The sequence below is a fragment of the Pseudoxanthobacter sp. M-2 genome (genome assembly GCF_046156265.1).
In the GTDB taxonomy this organism is placed as follows: Bacteria; Pseudomonadota; Alphaproteobacteria; order Rhizobiales; family Segnochrobactraceae; genus CAMDHY01.
The window spans coordinates 187,258-205,758 of the sequence record NZ_JAWDIR010000047.1 but is presented as its reverse complement, the minus strand read 5'-3'; the positions used below and the strand labels follow the sequence as shown (position 1 = coordinate 205,758).

Annotated in this window: 14 protein-coding genes; 4 read left to right on the top strand and 10 right to left on the bottom strand. The window is 71.2% G+C overall.

Annotation, left to right across the window (positions count from 1 at the left end; translation table 11 throughout):
- Positions 1–44: 44 nt before the first annotated feature.
- Positions 45–3,131, bottom strand: a complete 3,087-nt coding sequence (locus tag RUR49_RS25075; protein WP_409149299.1) for a PAS domain-containing protein — start codon at positions 3,129–3,131, stop codon at positions 45–47.
- Positions 3,132–3,369: 238 nt separating this feature from the next.
- On the opposite strand from RUR49_RS25075, the gene RUR49_RS25070 reads away from it, so the two are divergent.
- Entirely contained in the window at positions 3,370–4,350 is a 981-nt protein-coding gene (locus RUR49_RS25070) for a hypothetical protein (protein ID WP_409149297.1), read from the top strand.
- Positions 4,351–4,409: 59 nt separating this feature from the next.
- Here the strand turns inward: RUR49_RS25070 and glcF are convergent, their stop codons facing one another.
- The 4 genes from glcF to RUR49_RS25050 form a co-directional block, all read right to left on the bottom strand.
- Positions 4,410–5,723, bottom strand: coding sequence for a glycolate oxidase subunit GlcF (glcF, locus tag RUR49_RS25065; protein WP_409149295.1), 1,314 nt, complete (start codon positions 5,721–5,723; stop codon positions 4,410–4,412).
- A 6-nt stretch (positions 5,724–5,729) separates the two neighbouring features.
- Positions 5,730–6,119, bottom strand: a complete 390-nt coding sequence (locus RUR49_RS25060) for a DUF4870 family protein (protein ID WP_409149293.1) — start codon at positions 6,117–6,119, stop codon at positions 5,730–5,732.
- A 51-nt stretch (positions 6,120–6,170) separates the two neighbouring features.
- Complete coding sequence (locus RUR49_RS25055) at positions 6,171–7,412, bottom strand: FAD-binding protein (RefSeq protein ID WP_409149291.1); 1,242 nt, start codon at positions 7,410–7,412, stop codon at positions 6,171–6,173.
- Positions 7,413–7,663: 251 nt separating this feature from the next.
- Positions 7,664–9,160 (bottom strand): FAD-linked oxidase C-terminal domain-containing protein, encoded by a 1,497-nt coding sequence (locus tag RUR49_RS25050; RefSeq protein ID WP_409149289.1) that lies wholly within the window; start codon positions 9,158–9,160, stop codon positions 7,664–7,666.
- Between the two features lie 153 nt (positions 9,161–9,313).
- Between RUR49_RS25050 and RUR49_RS25045 the strand changes: the two genes are divergently transcribed.
- The 3 genes from RUR49_RS25045 to RUR49_RS25035 all read left to right on the top strand — a co-directional run bounded on the left by RUR49_RS25045 (position 9,314) and on the right by RUR49_RS25035 (position 14,219).
- Positions 9,314–10,285, top strand: coding sequence for a LysR family transcriptional regulator (locus tag RUR49_RS25045; RefSeq protein ID WP_409149287.1), 972 nt, complete (start codon positions 9,314–9,316; stop codon positions 10,283–10,285).
- A 75-nt stretch (positions 10,286–10,360) separates the two neighbouring features.
- Positions 10,361–11,800: an FAD-binding oxidoreductase gene (locus RUR49_RS25040; RefSeq protein ID WP_409149285.1), complete on the top strand. Its 1,440-nt coding sequence runs from the start codon at positions 10,361–10,363 to the stop codon at positions 11,798–11,800.
- A 280-nt stretch (positions 11,801–12,080) separates the two neighbouring features.
- Complete coding sequence (locus tag RUR49_RS25035) at positions 12,081–14,219, top strand: putative bifunctional diguanylate cyclase/phosphodiesterase (RefSeq protein WP_409149283.1); 2,139 nt, start codon at positions 12,081–12,083, stop codon at positions 14,217–14,219.
- A gap of 15 nt (positions 14,220–14,234) precedes the next feature.
- On the opposite strand, the gene RUR49_RS25030 is transcribed toward RUR49_RS25035, so the two are convergent.
- From RUR49_RS25030 to RUR49_RS25010, 5 genes are all read right to left on the bottom strand, one after another.
- Positions 14,235–15,485 carry a M20 family metallo-hydrolase gene (locus RUR49_RS25030; RefSeq protein ID WP_409149281.1) on the bottom strand — a complete coding sequence of 417 codons (1,251 nt, stop codon included), beginning with the start codon at positions 15,483–15,485 and terminating at the stop codon, positions 14,235–14,237.
- Between the two features lie 31 nt (positions 15,486–15,516).
- Positions 15,517–15,966, bottom strand: a complete 450-nt coding sequence (locus RUR49_RS25025; RefSeq protein WP_409149279.1) for a PIN domain-containing protein — start codon at positions 15,964–15,966, stop codon at positions 15,517–15,519.
- Positions 15,963–16,277: a type II toxin-antitoxin system Phd/YefM family antitoxin gene (locus RUR49_RS25020; protein ID WP_409149277.1), complete on the bottom strand. Its 315-nt coding sequence runs from the start codon at positions 16,275–16,277 to the stop codon at positions 15,963–15,965. The genes RUR49_RS25025 and RUR49_RS25020 overlap by 4 nt, the downstream gene beginning before the upstream one ends.
- 4 nt (positions 16,278–16,281) lie before the next feature.
- Complete coding sequence (gene hydA / locus RUR49_RS25015) at positions 16,282–17,736, bottom strand: dihydropyrimidinase (RefSeq protein WP_409149275.1); 1,455 nt, start codon at positions 17,734–17,736, stop codon at positions 16,282–16,284.
- 194 nt (positions 17,737–17,930) lie between these two features.
- Complete coding sequence (locus RUR49_RS25010) at positions 17,931–18,359, bottom strand: endonuclease domain-containing protein (protein ID WP_409149273.1); 429 nt, start codon at positions 18,357–18,359, stop codon at positions 17,931–17,933.
- Positions 18,360–18,501: the final 142 nt, after the last annotated feature.

Sequence of the window (18,501 nt, the reverse complement as noted above, 5' to 3'; positions counted from 1 at the left end):
CCGGCGCCGTCCGGATCAACTGGGACGGCTCAAGACGTGGATTCCTACCCCCGCGCCTCCACGAGCGCCTCGGCCAGCCGTCGCAAATCGTAGGGTTTGCGCAGCAGTACCGCCCGCCCAGACGGCAGCTCGGCAGCCTCCGGTGGCAGGGCGTCGCGGCCGGAGGCGAAAACGATGCCGAGGCCGGGGATGCGCCGGCTCGCCTCGACGGCGAGCGTGCCGCCGGAGGTTCCGGGGAGGCCGATGTCGGTGATCAGCACGTCGATCGGCTCGCGCTCGAGCACTGAAAGCGCCTCGCTCGCGTTGCCCGCCTCCAAAACGGTGTGGCCGAGGCCGGCGAGGAGGTCGACCGTCGACATGCGGATGATGATGTCGTCCTCGACGACGAGCACCCGCAGCGACGCGGCACCTTCGGCTCCGGGGGCCGCAGCGCCGTCGCCGCCGTGCGGGGCGGCTGCACCATCGGCGCCCCGCCACGCCGTGACGCCGTCGGCGTCCGTGGCGAAGGCGGAATCCTGCAGCTCGTGAGGGGAAGCGGCGCCATCGCCTCCGGCACCATCGCTTCGCCGGGCCGGTCCGGTCGAAGCCGCGGCGGCGCGCGGCGGGGAAGCAAACCGGCCAGCGACATCCGGTACGGCCGCCGGATCGGGCCGACCCGCCCGGCGCAGCGCGTCGCGCAGGCGGCGGGCCAGCGCCTCGCGGGTGTAGGGCTTGCTGAGCAGGTCGACGCCGTCATCGAGGCGGCCGCCGTGCACGATGGCGTTCTCGGTGTAGCCGGAGGTGAACATCACGGCGATGCCGGGCCGGCGCTCGCGGGCGATGCGGGCGAGCTCGGGGCTCCTGAGCGTGCCGGGCATGACGACGTCAGTGAAGAGGAGGTCGATCGGCATGCCGCTCGCCAGCACCGACAGCGCGCTCTCGGCGTCCTTCGCCTTCAGCACCCGGTAGCCGAGGTCGGCGAGCATCTCGACGACGGTCTCGCGCACCGTCTCGTCGTCCTCGACGACGAGGATCGTCTCGCTGCCGCCAGCGACCGGGCCGGCGTCGATGTCGGTGACGACGTCCTCCTCGCGCCGCGAGCGCGGCAGATAGAGGCGGATCGTCGTGCCGTGGCCGACCTCGCTGTAGATCTTCACGTGGCCGCCGGACTGCTTGACGAAGCCGTAGACCTGGCTGAGGCCGAGGCCGGTGCCCTGCCCTTCGGGCTTGGTCGAGAAGAACGGCTCGAAGGCCTGCTCGATCACCTCTGGCGGCATGCCACTGCCAGTGTCGGTGACGGCGAGCATGACGTACTGGCCGGTGGTGACGTCGTGGTTGGCGGCATAGGCGTCGTCGAGGAAGGCGTTGCCGGCCTCGAGCGTCAGCCGGCCCTGCCCCTCCATGGCGTCACGGGCGTTGATGGCGAGGTTGAGGAGCGCGTCCTCGACCTGGCCGGGGTCGACGAAGGTGTTCCACAGGCCGCCGGCGATCGCCGTCTCGATCTCGATGCCCTCGCCGAGCGCCCGGCGCAGCATCTCGTCGACGCTGCGGACGAGGCGGCCGAGATTGACGGTCTTCGGCGCGAGCGCCTGGCGGCGGCCATAGGCGAGGAGCTGCGAGGCGAGCTTGGAGCCGCGGGCGACGCCAGCGAGCGCATTGCGCAGGCGCTGCCCGGCGCGCGGGTCGCCTTCGAGCTCGCGGGCGAGGAGCTGCAGGTTGCCGCCGATCACCTGCAGGAGGTTGTTGAAGTCGTGGGCGACGCCGCCGGTGAGCCGGCCGATCGCCTCGAGCTTGACGACCTGACGCAGGCGCTCCTCGTTCTGGCGCAGCTGCTCGGTGCGCTCGGCCACCTGGCGCTCCAGCGTGGCGTTGAGTTCCTGGAGCGCCTGCTCGGCGCGGCGCATCTCGGTGACGTCGACATTGACGCCGATCATCCCCTGGAAGGCCCCGTCGGGGGCGAAGCGCGGGCGGGCGTCGGTGTGCAGGAGGCGCCAGTCGCCGTCGGCCCGACGGTAGCGGGCCTCGAGGCTGAACGGCCGCTGCTCGGCCATCGCCGCGGCGAGCGGACCGGCGACCTTCTCGCGATCGTCCGGGTGGATGGTGCCGCCCCAGTCGAAGCTCGCCACCGCGTCGGGGGCGACGCCCCAGAACCGGCGCTGCGCCATGTTGAGGTAGAGGCAGTGCCCATCGGCGGTGCTCATCCACAACATCACCGGCGCGCTCTCGGCGACGAGCCGGAAGCGCTGCTCGCTCTCCGAGAGCGCCTTCTCGGCGTGCTTCTGCTCGGTGATGTCGTGGCCCTGCACGAAGATGCCGGCGACGGAACCATCACGGTCGAAGATCGGCTGGTAGACAAAGTCGACGTAGCGCTCGTCGTCCGGCGCGTCCCGCCGCTCGAGAACCACGCGCATGCCGCGCCCGACATAGGGCTGGCCGCTGCGATAGACGCTGTCGAGGAGATCGACGAAGCCCTGGCCGCGAACTTCCGGCAACGCCTCGATGACCGGCTTGCCGAGCACGTCGGTGCGGGCGACCAGCGTCGTGTAGGCGGCGTTGGCGAGGGTGAAGACGTGGGTCGGGCCGCTCAGCACCGCCATGAAGCCCGGCGCCTGCTCGAACAGGCGGCGCAGATGGTCGCGCTCCTCGACCAGAGCCCGGCTGGTCTCCTCGACATCGAGCGCCCGGCGCAGCACGGCGCCCTCGATCTGCGACACATAGGTCGAGCGGTCGTCCTTGGCGCCGGCGGCGGAGCGCAGGCGCTGCAGTTCGGTGACGTCGACGGTGTGCTGGAGCACCACCACCACCTCGCCGGCGGCATCCAGCAGCGGCGTATGGGTGGCGGCCCAGAAACGCTCCTCGAACGTGCCGTCGGGACGGGGCAGGTCGTACCGGATGAGGGGGATGTGGTCGCGCTGCCGGGTGGCAAAGGCGCGCTCCAGCGAGGAGCGCAGCTGCCGATGCGGCAGAGAAGCCGGATCGCTCGGGAAGGCCTCGAACATGTTGCGGCCGAGGATCTCCTCGCGCGTCCGCCCCGTCGCCGCCAGATAGGCTCCGTTCATCCCGACGATGGTGAGGGATGGGTCCAGCAGGACATAGGGATTGGGCGACGCCTCGAAGATGGCATCGCGGTCAATACGGCTGAACACCGGCATGCGTGCGAAACTCGGGATCCGGAGTGACCAACGACGCCGACCGGCGCTGGCGACATCCTCCGTCTTCCCGATACAGGAAGCCCCAGAGAATCCCAAGCCATCCCCCCGCGGCGAGTGGAAACGCCCAAGACGGCGCGTGGTTCCACGGCAACGGTCGGCGGCGCGAGGATGTGGCGCGGTTTCAACGCGGGGCGAACGCCGGTAAGGTGGCCGCCACGTCCTCGGCCGGGTTCAAACGATGTTTCGCGTCCTTTCCGGCCGGATGGCCGGGCTCTCAGCCGGCGCACGCGCGGCCGTCACGGCGACCGCCGTGACGCTCGCCTTCGCCGCCGTGATCTCGGCGGCGCTGCCGCCGACGGCGGCCTTTGCGCGCATCGGCGCGGGCGAGGTCGACGAGGATGCGCCGAGCCCCTTCGCCACGCCGGACCCGGCGGGGCACGGCGGCGAGGACGAGCCGCTGCCCGAGGGCGCGCTGGAACCGCCGCCGCTGCCCGGCGAGACGCCCGATGGCGGCGCAGACCAGACTGGCGACGGGCAGTCGCCGTCGCAACAGCCGGCCGGCGGGCCTCCCGCAGGCGGTCCTGGCTCCGACAGCCCTCCCTCCGAGGCGTCGCCCGCCGACGCGCCGGCCGGGCCGGACGAGCGCGGACCCGCGGCGGGGCAGGACGAGGAGCCCCCGACACCCTTCGGCGTCGATCCCAATCGCGGCGTTGGCCCGCCGGTGGTCGACGTGGTGCCCGACACGAGCCCGCTGCCGGAGGTTCACTACGGCGAGGCGGGTCTTCCGGAGCCCGTGCGCAAGATGCGGGCGGCAATCCTGGAGGCGGCGCGCGGCGGCGACATCGAGGCGCTCCGGGCGGTGCTGGAGACGAGCGAGATGCCGCCGGTGCTTGCGCGCGGCGACGTCGGCGACCCGATCACCTTCCTGAAGGAATCCTCCGGCGATCAGGAGGGGCGCGAGATCCTCGCCATCCTCATCGACCTGCTCGAGGCCGGCTGGGTGCGGCTCAACCCCGGCCAGCCGGGCGAGATGTATGTCTGGCCCTATTTCGCGGCGATGCCGATCGACCGGCTGACCCCGCAGCAGATCGTCGAGCTCTACCGCATCCTCACCGCAGCCGACGTCGACGAGATGCGGGCCTACGACGAATGGCTGTTCTTCAAGATCGGCATCGGCGCCGACGGGTCCTGGCACTACTTCATGGTGGACGAGCCGTAGGACGGGTCGCCGCGGCCGAGGCCGCCGGCGGGCTCGCCTACAGGCGGCCGGCTAATCTCTCAGAGCCGGCCGGCGAGGCTCGCCGGCTCGGGGCCGCCGTAGGCCCAGTCGAGGAGCTCCACCGTGTGCGTGACGGGGCGGCCGGTTTCGCCGGGGCGATCGGCGAGCTGGACGATGCAGCCGATGTTGCCGGTGGCGACGATCGCGGCCTTCGTCTTCGCCAGGTTGTCACGCTTGCGCGTCCGCAGCTGGCCGGCGATCTCAGGCTGCAGGATGTTGTAGACGCCGGCCGAGCCGCAGCAGATGTGGCCCTCTGGCACGTCCTTGACGGCAAAGCCGGCGCGGGCGAGCAGCGCCTTCGGCTCGAGGCGGATCTTCTGGCCGTGCTGCATCGAGCAGGCCGAGTGGTAGGCAACTACCGTGGTTGAGCGGCGCTCCGGCTCGCCGAGGTCGAGGGGTGCGAGCACCTCGCTGACGTCCTTCGCCAGCGCCGAGATGCGCGCCGCCTTCGCCGCATAGGCGGCGTCGTCGGCGAGCAGGTGGCCATAGTCCTTGATGGTGGTGCCGCAGCCGGACGCCGTGATGACGACGGCGTCGAGGCCGCCGTTGTCGAGGACGGCCGTCCAGGCGTCGACGTTGATGCGCGCCGCCGCCTTGGCGGCCTCCTCCCTGCCCATGTGCAGCACCAGCGAGCCGCAGCACTGCTCCCCGGGAGCAGCCACGACCTCGTAGCCGGCACGCGCCAGCAATCGCGCGGCGGCCGCGTTGATCGACGGGGCGAGCACCGCCTGGGCGCAGCCGTTCAGGAGCGCGACGCGGCCGCGGCGGGGGCCGGTGGCGGCGGCGGAGGCCGGCGGGCGGGCGGCCGGCAGCTTGCCCGGGGCGAGCGCCAGCATCGCCGCCGCGCGTGCGCCGACCACCGGCAGCTTCGCGGCGAGGCCGGCGAACGGCCGCGCCAGCCGGGCACCGGTGAGCGCCAGCCGAAAGCGCGCGGGGCTCGGCACGGTGGCGGCGAGCACCGCCCGCATCAGCCGGTCGTGCCAGGGGCGGTCGTAGGTCTCGTTGATGTGGGCACGGGCGCGGTCGACGAGGTGCATGTAGTCGACGCCGGACGGGCACGTCGTCATGCAGGAGAGGCACGACAGGCAGCGGTCGACGTGGCGCGTCACCTCGGCATCGGCCGGGCGGTCGTTCTCCAGCATCTCCTTGATCATGTAGATGCGGCCGCGCGGGCTGTCGCGCTCGTCGCCGAGCAGCACGAAGGTCGGGCACGTCGAGGTGCAGAAGCCGCAGTGCACGCACTTGCGCAGGATCGCCTCGGCCTCGACGATCTTCGGGTCGGCGCGCTGCTCGTCGGTGAAGCTCGTCTGCATGGCGGGTCAGAACATCCAGGTGTTCGGGTCGGCGATCGGCTCGCGGCGCGAGGCGGCCTGCAGGCCCTTGATGCAGCGCACGACCACCCAGATGACGACCGCCAGCCAGACGAGGAAGCCGATGAAGACGAAGGCGAGGACGGCGCCGATCAGGCCGTAGAGCAGGCCGATCCAGAAGGTGCGGATCTGGTAGGTGTAGTGGCTGTCGAGCCACGGCTCGCCCTTGCCGCGGCTGATGTAGGCCATCACCACGGCGACGAGGCTGGTGATCGCGACGACGAAGCCGACGAGATAGAGGACGTAGATCACCTGCACGTTGCCGGGGCCGGGATCGAACAGGCCCGGCTCGGCACGCGGGGCGCCGTTCGGCGGCAGGTTCGGCGTGGCGTCGGTCATGGTGGGCTCCCTCCCATTGGGCCGTGAGGCGCGCTCCCGACGCGCCCGGCCTCAGACCCCGGCATACATGCGCCCCGGCTCGAGCACGCCGCGCGGATCGAAGACCTCCTTCAGGCGGCGCGTCACGCCGGCGAGTGCGGGTGGCTGCGGCTCGAAGGGATCGACCAGGGCGCGCACCGCGGCGGGCGCCTTGATGAGCGTCGCGTGGCCACCGCCGGCGGCGGCGACGGCGGCGCGGAGCGCCGGGGCCCCGGCATCGGACAGCGCATCGGGCAGCGACACCCAGACGAGGCCGCCGGCCCAGTCGAACATCCACGCACCGCCGAGGCGCTCGGCGGCCGCCGCGATGACGGGTCCGGCGGAAGGCGCCACCGAGACGCGCCAGACGATCGGGTCGCCGCGCTCCGCCAGCGGGACCACGTCGCGGATCGACCGCCACAGGTCGCGCGAGGCCTCCGCCTCGACCGGCGCCGCCAGCAGCGGCGCGAGCACGGCCGACAGCGCTGTGACGCGGGCCGCGACCGAGGGCGCGATGCCTTCCAGGCGCAGCAGCGTCACGGCGCCCGCGCCGAGGGACGCGCCGGGCAGCGCGGCGGCGATGGCAGACGGCAGGTGGGCGGCGGCGGAGACGTCTGCGGAGGAGCCCATCGCCGCCGTCATGGCAGCGACCGCAGCAGTGGCGTCGAGGCCGGCGAGCGCCAGCGTCGTCTCGGTCTCCGCCACCGGCAGCACCTTCAGCGTGATCTCGGTGAAGACGGCGAGCGTGCCCCAGGAGCCGGAGAGGCCGCGCGACAGGTCGTAGCCGGTGACGTTCTTGACGACGCGGCCGCCGGCCTTGAAGGCCTCGGCGCGGCCGGAGATGGCGTGAAGGCCAAGGGTGTGGTCGCGCGCCGCTCCCGCCTTGATGCGGCGCGGGCCGGCGAGGTTGGCGGCGAGGAGGCCGCCGAGTGTGCCGCGCCCCGCCGGCGCCCCGAACAGCGGGCCGTAGTCGATCGGCTCGAAGGCGAGCTCCTGTCCGTGGGTGGCGAGCAGCGCCCCGATCTCGGCGACCGACGTGCCGGCCTTGGCGGAGAGCACCAGTTCCTCGGGCTCGTAGAGGGTCACGCCGGTGAGCGCGGAGAGGTCGAGCGTCGCCGCCGCCTGCACGGGCCGGCCGATCAGGCGCTTGGAGCCGTGGCCGATCACCTCGATCGGCGCGCTGGCGGCGACGGCCGAGGCGACGATGTCGCGCACGTCATCGTCGTCGCGCGGCGTCAGGATGCCGGCGGGGGCGAGGGTTTCGGACGAACTCACGTGGTCTGCTCCGTCGAGCGGCTGGCTGCGAGGGTCGGGCCGACGACGAGCGCCCCACCCGCGGCGCCCCCCCTCCCTACCCTCCCCCGCGAGGGGGGAGGGTTTGCGCAGAGTTTGTCTCGAACTCTCGCCCACTTCGAAACGCGAACCCTCCCCCCTCGCGGGGGAGGTGGACGGCGAAGCCGGTCGGAGGGGGGGCGCCGCGAGTTCGGCGACGGAGAGAGGGCAGACAGCACCAACGGCCCCTGCCCTCAGAACCGCGGGATGTCGGGGAACGGGATGGCGCCGGCGTGGACGTGCATCCGGCCGAGCTCGGCGCAGCGGCGCAGCTGCGGGAAGACCTTGCCCGGATTGAGCAGCCCGTTCGCGTCGAAGGCGCACTTCACCCGCATCTGGTGGTCGAGATCGACCTCGTTGAACATCGTCGGCATCAGGTCGCGCTTCTCGACGCCGACGCCGTGCTCGCCGGTGAGAACGCCGCCAACCTCGACGCAGAGCCGCAGGATGTCGGAGCCGAAGTCCTCAGCGGCGGTGAGCTCACCCGGCTTGTTGGCGTCGTAGAGGATGAGGGGGTGGAGGTTGCCGTCGCCGGCGTGGAAGACGTTGGCGACGGCGAGGCCGTAGTGCTCCGAGAGCTCGCGCATGCGGGCGAGCACCAGCGGCAGCGCCTTGCGCGGGATCGTGCCGTCCATGCAGAGATAGTCCGGCGCCAGCCGACCGACAGCCGGGAAGGCCGCCTTGCGGCCGGCCCAGAAGTTCATGCGCTCGGCCTCCGACGTGGAGACCCGGCACTCGGTGGCGTGGTTCGCCCGCGCGATCGCCTCGACGCGGGACAGCAGCGCATCGACCTCGACCGGCGGACCGTCGAGCTCGACGATCAGAAGCGCCTCGACATCGAGCGGATAGCCGGCGTGGACGAAGGCTTCCGCGGCGGCGATCGCCGGCGCGTCCATCATCTCCATGCCGGCCGGGATGATGCCGGCGGCGATGATGGCGGCGACGCAGGCCCCGGCCGCCTCGCTGGTGGGAAAGCCGATGAGGGCCGCCCGCGCCGTCTCGGGGGCGCGCAGCAGCCGCACCGTCACCTCGGTGACGACCCCGAGCAGGCCCTCGGAGCCGACGATCAGCCCGAGCAGGTCGTAGCCCTCGCTGTCGAGGTGCTTGCCGCCGAGGCGGATCACCTCGCCAGTGATCAGCACCATCTCGACGCCGAGCACATTGTTGGTGGTGAGGCCGTACTTGAGGCTGTGGACGCCGCCGGAGTTCTCGGCGATGTTGCCGCCGATCGAGCAGGCGATCTGCGAGGACGGGTCGGGGGCGTAGTAGAAGCCCTCGTGCTCGACGGCACGGGTGACGCCGAGATTTGTGACACCGGGTTGCACGACGGCACAGCGGTTGTCGAAATCGACGTCGAGGACGCGGTTGAAGCGCATCATCGACATCAGCACGCCGTCGGCGAGCGGCAGCGCGCCGCCGGAGAGCGAGGTGCCGGCGCCGCGCGGCACCACCTTGATGCCGTTCTCGTGGCAATAGGAGAGCACGGCGCTCACCTCCGCCACGGTGTCCGGCAGCACCACCAGCATCGGCAGCTGCTTGTAGGCGGTGAGGCCGTCGGTCTCGTAGGGGGCGAGCGAGGTCGGCTCGACGATGACACGGTCGGGCGCGGTGCGCTCGGCGAGAGCGCGCGCGATCTCGCCACGGCGCGCCAGCACCGCTTCATCGAGGTCCGGCATCTTCAGGCTCGACATCGCGCCCGCTTCCTCCCCTGGTGCCCCGTCTGCGACGGGGCTCCGAACCGGCCGGCGGCATCGTTCGCCGCTCTTGTTTCGATCTGCTCTGGACTACGCCACTCGACGCATTAGTTCAAACGGGGTGTTTTGCAACAGGTGCGGAAGGAACGCATGAGCAGCCTGGTCGACCTCGAGATCTTCGCGCGCGTCGTGACCGCGGAGAGCATGTCGGCGGCCGGGCGCGAGATGGGCCTCTCCCCCGCCGTCGTCTCCAAGCGGATGCGGCGGCTCGAGGATCGCCTCGGCACGCGCCTCCTGCAGCGCACCACCCGCCAGATCGCCCTCACCGAGGCCGGCCAGGGCTTCTACGAGCGCGTCGTTGCCATCCTCGCCTCGATCGAGGAGGCGGAATCCTTCGTCACCCGCCGCTCGACGACGGCGCGCGGCACCCTGAAGGTGACGGCGCCGACCTCGTTCGGCCGCATGCACGTCGCCCCGCACCTCGGGCCCTTCCTCGCGGCCAATCCCGAACTGACGCTCAACCTGCAGCTCAATGACGAGTTCGTCGACATCGTCGGCGAGGGCTTCGACGTGGCGATCCGCATCGCCGAGCTGACCGCCTCGAGCCACGTCGCGCGACGGCTCGCGCCGGTTCACCGGGTGCTGTGCGCCTCGCCGGACTATCTCGCCCGCCACGGCCGCCCGGAGACGCTCGCCGACCTCGAGAAGCACGCCTGCCTGTCGCCGCAGCAGCAGGACGGCTGGCGCCTCGACGGGCCGGACGGGCCGGTGGTGATCCGCCCGTCGGCGCCGATCCGCACCAACTCGAGCGAAGTCGTGCGCGAGGCGGTGGTGGCCGGCTTCGGCATCGCGCTGCGCTCGACCTGGGACGTCGGGCCGGAGCTCTCCTCCGGCCGGCTCGAGGTGGTGCTGCCGGACTATCGCGGCGCGCGCGGGGTGGCGGTGCATGCCGTCTATCCGAGCCGCCGCTTCCTGCCCCTGAAGGTGCGCGTCTTCATCGACCATCTCGCCGGGCTCTACGGGTCGGCGCCCTACTGGGACGACGGGCTCGAGGCGGTGCTGTCGGGACAGAAGCGCCGCCGCCGGGCGGCGACGGCCGAGACGCTCGAGGAAGCGACCTGAGCGCGGCGCGGCTCGACCGGAGCGAGGCGCTTCGCTAGAACCGGAGCGCCCCGAACCGACAGCCGCGAGCGCGCCGTGACCGCATCCCCCCTCGCCTCCGCCGACGCCCCCGCCGCGCCGCTGGAACGCTTCGCCGCTGCGATCGGCCTGCGCAACATCCTGACCGCCGACGCCGACACCGCGCCCTATCTCGTCGAGTGGCGCGGCCTCTATCACGGCCGCACGCCGGCCGTGCTGCGCCCGGGCTCCACCGCCGAGGTCGCGGCGATCCTCGCCATCGCCAACGAGACGCTGACGCCGATCGTCGTGCAGGGCGGCAACACCGGCCTCGTCGGCGGCCAGGTGCCGGACGAAAGCGGCCGCGAGGTGGTGCTGTCACTCGCCCGCATGGACCGCGTGCGCGAGGTCGACGCCGCCGGCGGCACGATGACGGTGGAGGCCGGCTGCATCCTGGAGCGCATCCACGCGGAGGCCGACGCCGTCGACCGGCTGTTCCCGCTGACGCTCGGCGCGCAGGGCTCGTGCCGCATCGGTGGCAACCTGTCGACCAACGCCGGCGGCACGGCGGTGCTCGCCTACGGCAACACCCGCGACCTCGTGCTGGGGCTCGAAGTGGTGCTGCCGACCGGCGAGGTGTGGAACGGCCTGCGCAAGCTGCGCAAGGACAACACCGGCTACGACCTCAAGCACCTGTTCATCGGCGCGGAGGGCACGCTCGGGGTCATCACGGCCGCGGTGCTGAAGCTGCTGCCGAAGCCGGTGGCGCGCGAGGTCGCCTTCATCGGCGTCGAGAGCCCCGAGGCGGCGCTCGACCTGTTCAACCGCCTGCGCGGCGCCGCCGGATCATCGCTGACCGGCTTCGAACTGATCGCCCATACCGCATTCGATTTCGCGCTCCGCCACCTCGCCGGCGCGCGCAATCCGCTGTCGGCGCCGCAGCCCTGGTACGTGCTTGCCGAGGTCTCCTCGGGCAGCCGGGCGCTCGACGTGCGCGCGCTCTTCGAGGAGGTGCTCGCCGCCGCCTTCGAGGACGGCGTCGTCACCGACGCCGCGATCGCCGAGAGCCTCGCCCAGGGCGACGCCTTCTGGCATCTGCGGCACGGGCTGTCGGAGGTGCAGGCGCACGAGGGCGGCTCGATCAAGCACGACGTCTCGGTGCCGGTGGCCTCGGTGCCGGCCTTCCTCGCCCGCGCCACGGCCGCTGTCGAGGCGCTGGTGCCGGGATGCCGGCCGGCTGCCTTCGGCCACATGGGCGACGGCAACATCCACTTCAACGTCTCCCAGCCGGTCGGCGCCGACAAGGCCGCCTTCATTGCCGGCTGGGATGCGATGGGCACCGTCGTGCATGGCGTCGTCGCCGAGCTCGACGGTTCGATCTCCGCCGAGCACGGCATCGGGCGGCTCAAGCGGCACCTCCTGCCCGGGGTGAAGGCGCCGCTCGAGCTCGACCTGATGCGGCGCATCAAGCGCGCCTACGACCCGAACGGCATCCTCAATCCCAACCGCGTGCTCTGACGGCCGCGACACGCGGTGACCGGCTGATTGCCCGCGCACCGCGCGCGCGGCGCTGTACGCGCGCGCCGATCGCGAGCCCGGACGAAATGGTTCGCTCACTGGTTCGCGCTAGGGTCGCGCGCTTCGCCCCGCCCGGACCCTCCCATTCAACCCAGCGACGTAACCTCCTGGAAAGCAACGACATCGGACTTTCGTCAGGGCGTCACCAATCGCCTTGCACCTTCAACATTGCACGCGCCACTGTGGATTGCGCCGACCGCCGTCCGACTGGAAAAACAGAATGCTGTTGCGAGATCTGATAGCGACGGTGGCGAGGAGCTCTCTCTCCGAGCTGCTCGACTCCATCTGCGATCTCGCCGCCAACCGGCACGCCTTCCGGGGCGTCAGCATCGCGCTGAATTCCGGCGAAGGGCTCGTGCAGGGCCATAGCGCACACTTCCGCGCCTACTCGCCGACAGACTGGCACAGCCTCCACGAGCGCCTCGGACCGCACGTCGCGCTGGCGCCGGTCCACCGCGTCGACGACCAGATCGCCGTTCGCTTCGCAGCCGCCGAGGCGGCGATGACTTTGCACGCCGAACCGGATGCAACCGGGACCGGAGGGGCCGCCCTGATGGCCATCGGCCTCGCTCTGCCGGTCCAGGGCGCCCGCGACACCGTCGTTCAGACGCTGTCCGGGCTGTTGCGCGGCCTCAAGGGCCACGTCCAGGATCACTTCGCCTCGCAGGCCGCCCTCGCCCGTCTCCGCCACATGCTGACGACCGTCGAGACGCTGGCTCGGGTCGGCGTCTGGGAAGTCGATCCGACCAGCCACCGCCTGCACTGGTCGGACGAGATCTACCGGCTGCATGGGGTCGCCCCCGGACGGGAACCCGACGTCGAGACGGCTCTCGGCTTTTATCCCGAGCCCGCCCGCACCGCGCTGCGCGGGCACCTCGAGCGGCTGCTCGAGCACGGCGAGAGCTTCGACCTGACGGTTCCGATCGACCGTGCCGACGGGGAACGGCGCGTCGTGCGGGCGATCGGCGCCAGCGACCCGGCCGGGCGCAGGGCCCGGAGCGCCTTCGGCGTCTTCCAGGACGTCACCTCGCAGGCGCGCCGCGAGGAAGATCTCTGGCGGGCGGCCAACCACGACCCGCTGACGGGCCTGCCGAACCGCCGGGCCTTCGCCGACCGCCTCGCCGCCGCCTGCGTGCAGGCGCGGTCGAGCGGCACCTTCGGGGTGGCGATCATTGCCGACCTCGACAGTTTCAAGGTGATCAACGACGTCCACGGCCACGACATCGGCGACCGCGTGCTGGTGGCGATGGCGGAGCGCATCGGTGCCGCGGTGCCGCTCGCCGGACGGGTCGGCGGTGACGAGTTCGGACTGGTGGCGACGGGGTTCGCGACGCGCCGGGAAGCTCAGGAGGCGGCCCGCCGGCTGATCGGCGACCTCGCCTTCGACTTCTCCCACGACGCCCGACAGGTGCCGATCACCGCCACGGCCGGCGCCTGCGTGATGTGCGCCAACGCGTGCGATTCCGCCGAGGTGCTGCGCAGCGCCGACATCGCGCTGATGCACGCCAAGCGGCGGGGACGGCGCGAGGTGGCCTTCTACGAGGCCCGCTTCGGCGACGAGCTGATCCGCCGCGACCAGACCCTCACCCGCATGCGCGCGGCCCTCGCCCGCGGCGGCGTGGTGCCCTACTACCAGCCCCAGGTCGACGTTGCCTCGGGCGCGGTGATCGGCGTCGAGGTGCTGGCGCGTCAGGTGCTCGACGGCAAGGTGACGGCGGCGGCCGACTTCGAGGACGCCTTTGCCGACGGCGCGCTCGCCGTCTCGATCGGCCGCGTCGTTCTGGGGGCCGCCTGCCGCGACCTCGGTCAGCTGCGCCGCCAGGGCATCCTGCCGCCGCGGCTGTCGATCAACGTCGCGCCGATGGAGATCTGCTACCCGGACTATACCCGCAACCTTTTGGCGCAGCTCGAGGCGCACGGCATCCCGCCGAGCGACGTGCTCGTCGAGATCACCGAGGACGTGCTGCTCGGACGCGACCAGGAGGAGGTGCACGAGGCGCTGGACGAGCTCGCCCACGGCGGTCTCCGCGTTGCCTTCGACGACTTCGGAACCGGCTACGCCTCGCTCATCCACCTCGCCTCCTACCCCGTCCACCAGGTGAAGATCGACAAGCGCTTCATCGCCGAGATCGTCACCGATCCGGTCAGCCAGGCGGTGGTGCGCGGCGTCGTCGAGGTGAGCCGGGCGCGGGCGATCGAGGTGGCGGCCGAGGGCGTCGAGACGGCGCGCCAGCTCGCCATGCTGCGGGCGATCGGCTGCGACGTCGTTCAGGGCTACCACATCGCCCGGCCGATGCCCTTCGAGGCGCTCGCGGCCCTGCTCGCGAACGGCCCGATCCTCGGCGGCGGCCGGGGCTGAGGCGCGCCAGCGCCCTCAGCGGGCGAAGCGGCGGTCGTAGGCGAGCACGGCGTTGAGGAGCACCTGCGCACCGGCGGCGCACTCGTCGAAGGAGGTGTCCTCCGCCTCGTTATGGCTGATGCCGTCCTTGCAGGGCACGAAGATCATCGAGGTCGGGCAGACGCGGGCGATGTAGGCGGCGTCGTGGCCAGGGCCCGAGACAATCTCGCGCGCGGCCAAGCCGGCGGTGACGGCCCCTTCCGCGACGCTCGCGACGCAGTCGGCGTCGAAGACCACCGGCGGCGAATCCCAGATCCGCTTCCAGACGATCTCGAGCCCGGTCTCGGCGGCGACGGCGGTGACGGTACGGCCGAACTCGGCCTCCATCTCCTCCAGCACGGCGGCGTCGGGGTTGCGGAAATCGACGGTGAAGAAGACCTCGCCGGGGATGACGTTGCGAGAGTTCGGCTTCACCTCGACGAGCCCGACGGTGCCGACCGCCGGCAGCCGTGCCTTGGCGATGCGGTCGACCGCCTCGAAGAGCTTCGCCGCGCCGAGGAGCGCATTCCTGCGCAGCATCATCGGCGTCGAGCCGGTGTGGGCCTCCTTGCCGGTGACGGTGACGTCGTACCAGCGCATGCCCTGCACGCCCTTGACGATGCCGATGGTCTTGCCCTCGGCCTCGAGGATCGGGCCCTGCTCGATGTGGAGCTCGAACATCGCGCTCATCGACACGGCGCCGGCCTTCACCTCGCCGCGGTAGCCGATGGCGTCGAGCGCCGCGCCGAAGGTCTCGCCCTGCCGGTCCTCGCGGCTGTCCGCATAGGCGCGGTCGAAGACGCCGGCGAAGACGCCGGAGCCGAGCATCGCCGGGGCGAAGCGCGACCCCTCCTCGTTGGTCCAGTTGACCAGCATCACCGGGGCGTTCGTCTCGTAGCCGAGATCGACCAAGGTGCGCAGCGCCTCCAGCCCGCCGAGCACGCCGAGGATGCCGTCGAACTTGCCGCCGGTCGGCTGGGTGTCGAGATGGCTGCCCATGGCGATGGGCGCCAAGTCGTCACGCTTGCCCGGGCGGACGGCGAACATGTTGCCGACCTCGTCGACCGTGACGGTGCAGCCGAGGCCCTCGCAGGCGGCCTTGAACCAGTCGCGTACCTGGCGGTCGAGGTCGGTCAGCGTCAGCCGCCGCACGCCGCCCTTCTCGGTGCCGCCGATCTTCGCCGTCTCCATCAGCGTGTCCCACAGGCGCTGCGGGTCGATGGAGAGGTTGGTGGTGGTGGTGGTCATGGTAGGCCTCGTCGGTCGGACATTCCGATCGTCAGGCAGACTGGAATGCCTGACGGAGCAAGGGGTGAAGGATATCGGCAAAGGGGTTGGCGACCGTGAGCCCGGCCCATGAGAAGCCCTCCTGCATGTCCTCCGACAGTAGCAGGCGGCAGCCGGCCTCCACCGATACGGCGAGGATCAAGGCATCCCAGATCTGCAGGTCGTGGCGCTCGGTGAGATCAAGAGCCGCATCAAACGCTGCAGTTGACGTTCCGGCGACAAAGCACGTGTTACGCCATAACCGTACGCGCTCGCAGGATGCGGCTCGGGTCATCCGACCTCGCCGTCGCAGAATGCGTTGCAGTTCACCGAGAACCTGCGCCGGCAGGACGATCCGCGCGACTCCGAGCCTCTCGATCGTGAGGGTGGCGGTTTGCTGTCGGCCGCGATCGTCGACACCCTCGGCATAGGCGAGGACGTTCGTGTCGATCGCGACTTTCAAGCAGGATCATCCGTGTCGTCGTAGGCCTCGTCGCGGGTGACGCGGCCGAGATTGAGAGCCGGCTGGCTCTTCAGCCGCGCGATGAGTTCGCGAAAGGCCGCTTCGCGTTCCGCGGCATCGGCTTCCGGCTCGGGCGCGAGGCGCGCCACGGGGCGGCCACGCGACGTGACCTGCACCGTCTCGCCCCGCTCGACCTCGCCGAGGAGCTTCGAGAAGTGGCGATTGGCATCCGCCGCCGATACCGTCTTCACGCGCATGGTCCCAATGTAGTGAACTTCACTACTATAGCTGATCTCGGCGCTTGCCGCCAATCCCCTACGGCGTCACCTCCGCCCGCTCGACCGCCCGCGGCGCGGTTAGCGCCCGCCACTTGGCATTCGCCACGTGCACCGCCGGGAACGGGTCGCGGGCCACATAGGCGCCGTCGCCGCGCTCGGCGCGCAGCCGGCCGTCCTGCCAGGCGACCTTGCCGCGCGACATCACCACGGCCGGCAGGCCGACGCACTCGAAGCCCTCGAAGACGTTGTAGTCGATGCGGCTCACCTGGGTCTTCGGCGAGATCGTCTTCGTCGCCGACGGGTCCCAGACGATGATGTCGGCGTCCGATCCCACCGCGATGCGGCCCTTCCGCGGATAGACGTTGAGGATGCGGGCGATGTTGGCGGAGGTGGCGCCGACGAACTCCTCCTTGGTCAGCCGGCCGGTGCCGACACCGGCCGTCCACAGCACCGGCAGGCGATCCTCGAGGCCACCGGTGCCGTTCGGGATCTTGGTGAAGTCGCCGAGGCCGAGGCGCTTCTGCTCGCTGGTGAAGGCGCAGTGGTCGGTCGCCACCACCTGCAGCGAGCCCGACTGCAGCCCCGCCCACAGGCTCGCCTGGTGCTCCTTCGGGCGGAACGGCGGCGACATCACGCGGCGTGCCGCATAGGTCCAGTCGGCGTTGCGATACTCGTCCTCGTCGAGGACGAGGTGCTGGATCAGCGGCTCGCCATAGACGCGCTTGCCGCTCGCGCGCGCCCGCGCGATCGCCTCGTGGGCGGGCTTGCAGGAGGTGTGGACGACATAGAGCGGGCAGCCGGCCATGTCGGCGATCATGATCGCCCGGTTGGTCGCCTCGCCCTCGACCTCGGGGGGCCGCGAATAGGCGTGGCCTTCCGGTCCGGTGATGCCCTGCTCCATCAGCTGCTGCTGCAGGCGGAAGACGACGTCGCCGTTCTCGGCGTGGACGAGCGGCAGGGCGCCGAGGGCGGCGCAGCGACGGAACGAGTGGAAGAGCTCGTCGTCGTTCACCATCAAGGCGCCCTTGTAGGCCATGAAGTGCTTGAAGGTGTTGATGCCGTAGGTCTTCACGACGGTTTCCATCTCGTCGAAGACCGGCTCGTCCCACCAGGTCACCGCCATGTGGAAGCCGTAGTCGCAGGCGGCGGCTTCCGACTTGCGCCGCCAGTCCTGGTAGGCGGCGAGCATCGACTGGCCGGGGGCCGGGATGCAGAAGTCGACCACCATCGTGGTGCCGCCCGACAGCGCCGCCTTGGTGCCCCACTCGAAGTCGTCGGCCGACACGCTCCCCATGAACATGAACTCGAGGTGGGTGTGCGGGTCGATGCCGCCGGGCATGACGTAGGCCCCGCCGGCGTCGATGACGTTGGCACCGGCCGGCGCCTCGAGATCGCGCCCGACGGCGACGATCCTGCCGCCCTCGACGAGAACGTCCGCCTTCTGCGAGGCGTCATGGTTCACAACGGTGCCGCCGCGGATGAGAGTGGTCATGGGGGTCTCCGAGATCAGTTCAGTGAGAACGCGGACGTTGCGGTCTTGATTGACAGGCCCCCACCTGCCGGCTTCGCCGGCTGTCCTCCCCCCTGGCAGGGGGAGGACGGGGCAACGGACTTGTTGGGCCTCGGCATTTCAAGGTCCGCGACACGTCCCTCCCCTGCCAGGGGGAGGGACAGACCGCGCAGCGGTCAGGGTGGGGCCCGTCGCTCCGGGCTGCGACGACTGCTCGTGCGTCGGTGGATCAACTTCCGCCCCTCAACATCGATGCCGCCGAACACCGCCGCCCGGATCGTCTCCAGCACATCGTCGATCCGCAGGAACACGTCGGCGTTCTGGAACCTCAAAACGCGGTAACCCGCCCGCCCAAGCCATGCCGTCCGTCGGGCGTCATAGTCGGCATCCGCCTGCTCGGTATGCTGGCCGCCGTCGAGTTCGACGACGAGCCGCGCCGCGTGGCAGGCGAAGTCCGCAACGAACGCTCCGATCGGCACCTGCCGGCGGAAGTGAGAGCCGTCGAGCGGAAGGCGCCGGAGGGCATTCCACAGTGTGGTTTCCGCCTCCGTCGGCTGGCGACGGAGACGGCGGGCGGTGTCGCGACGGGTGCGTTCGACGACCATCGGACCAATTGCTCTTGATTGACGGGCCCCCACCTGCCGGCTTCGCCGGCTGTCCTCCCCCCTGGCAGGGGGAGGACGCGTCGCTTGCTTTGAGATGGCAGCGTCCGACAACCGCTGTCCGGTCCTCCCCCTGCCAGGGGGG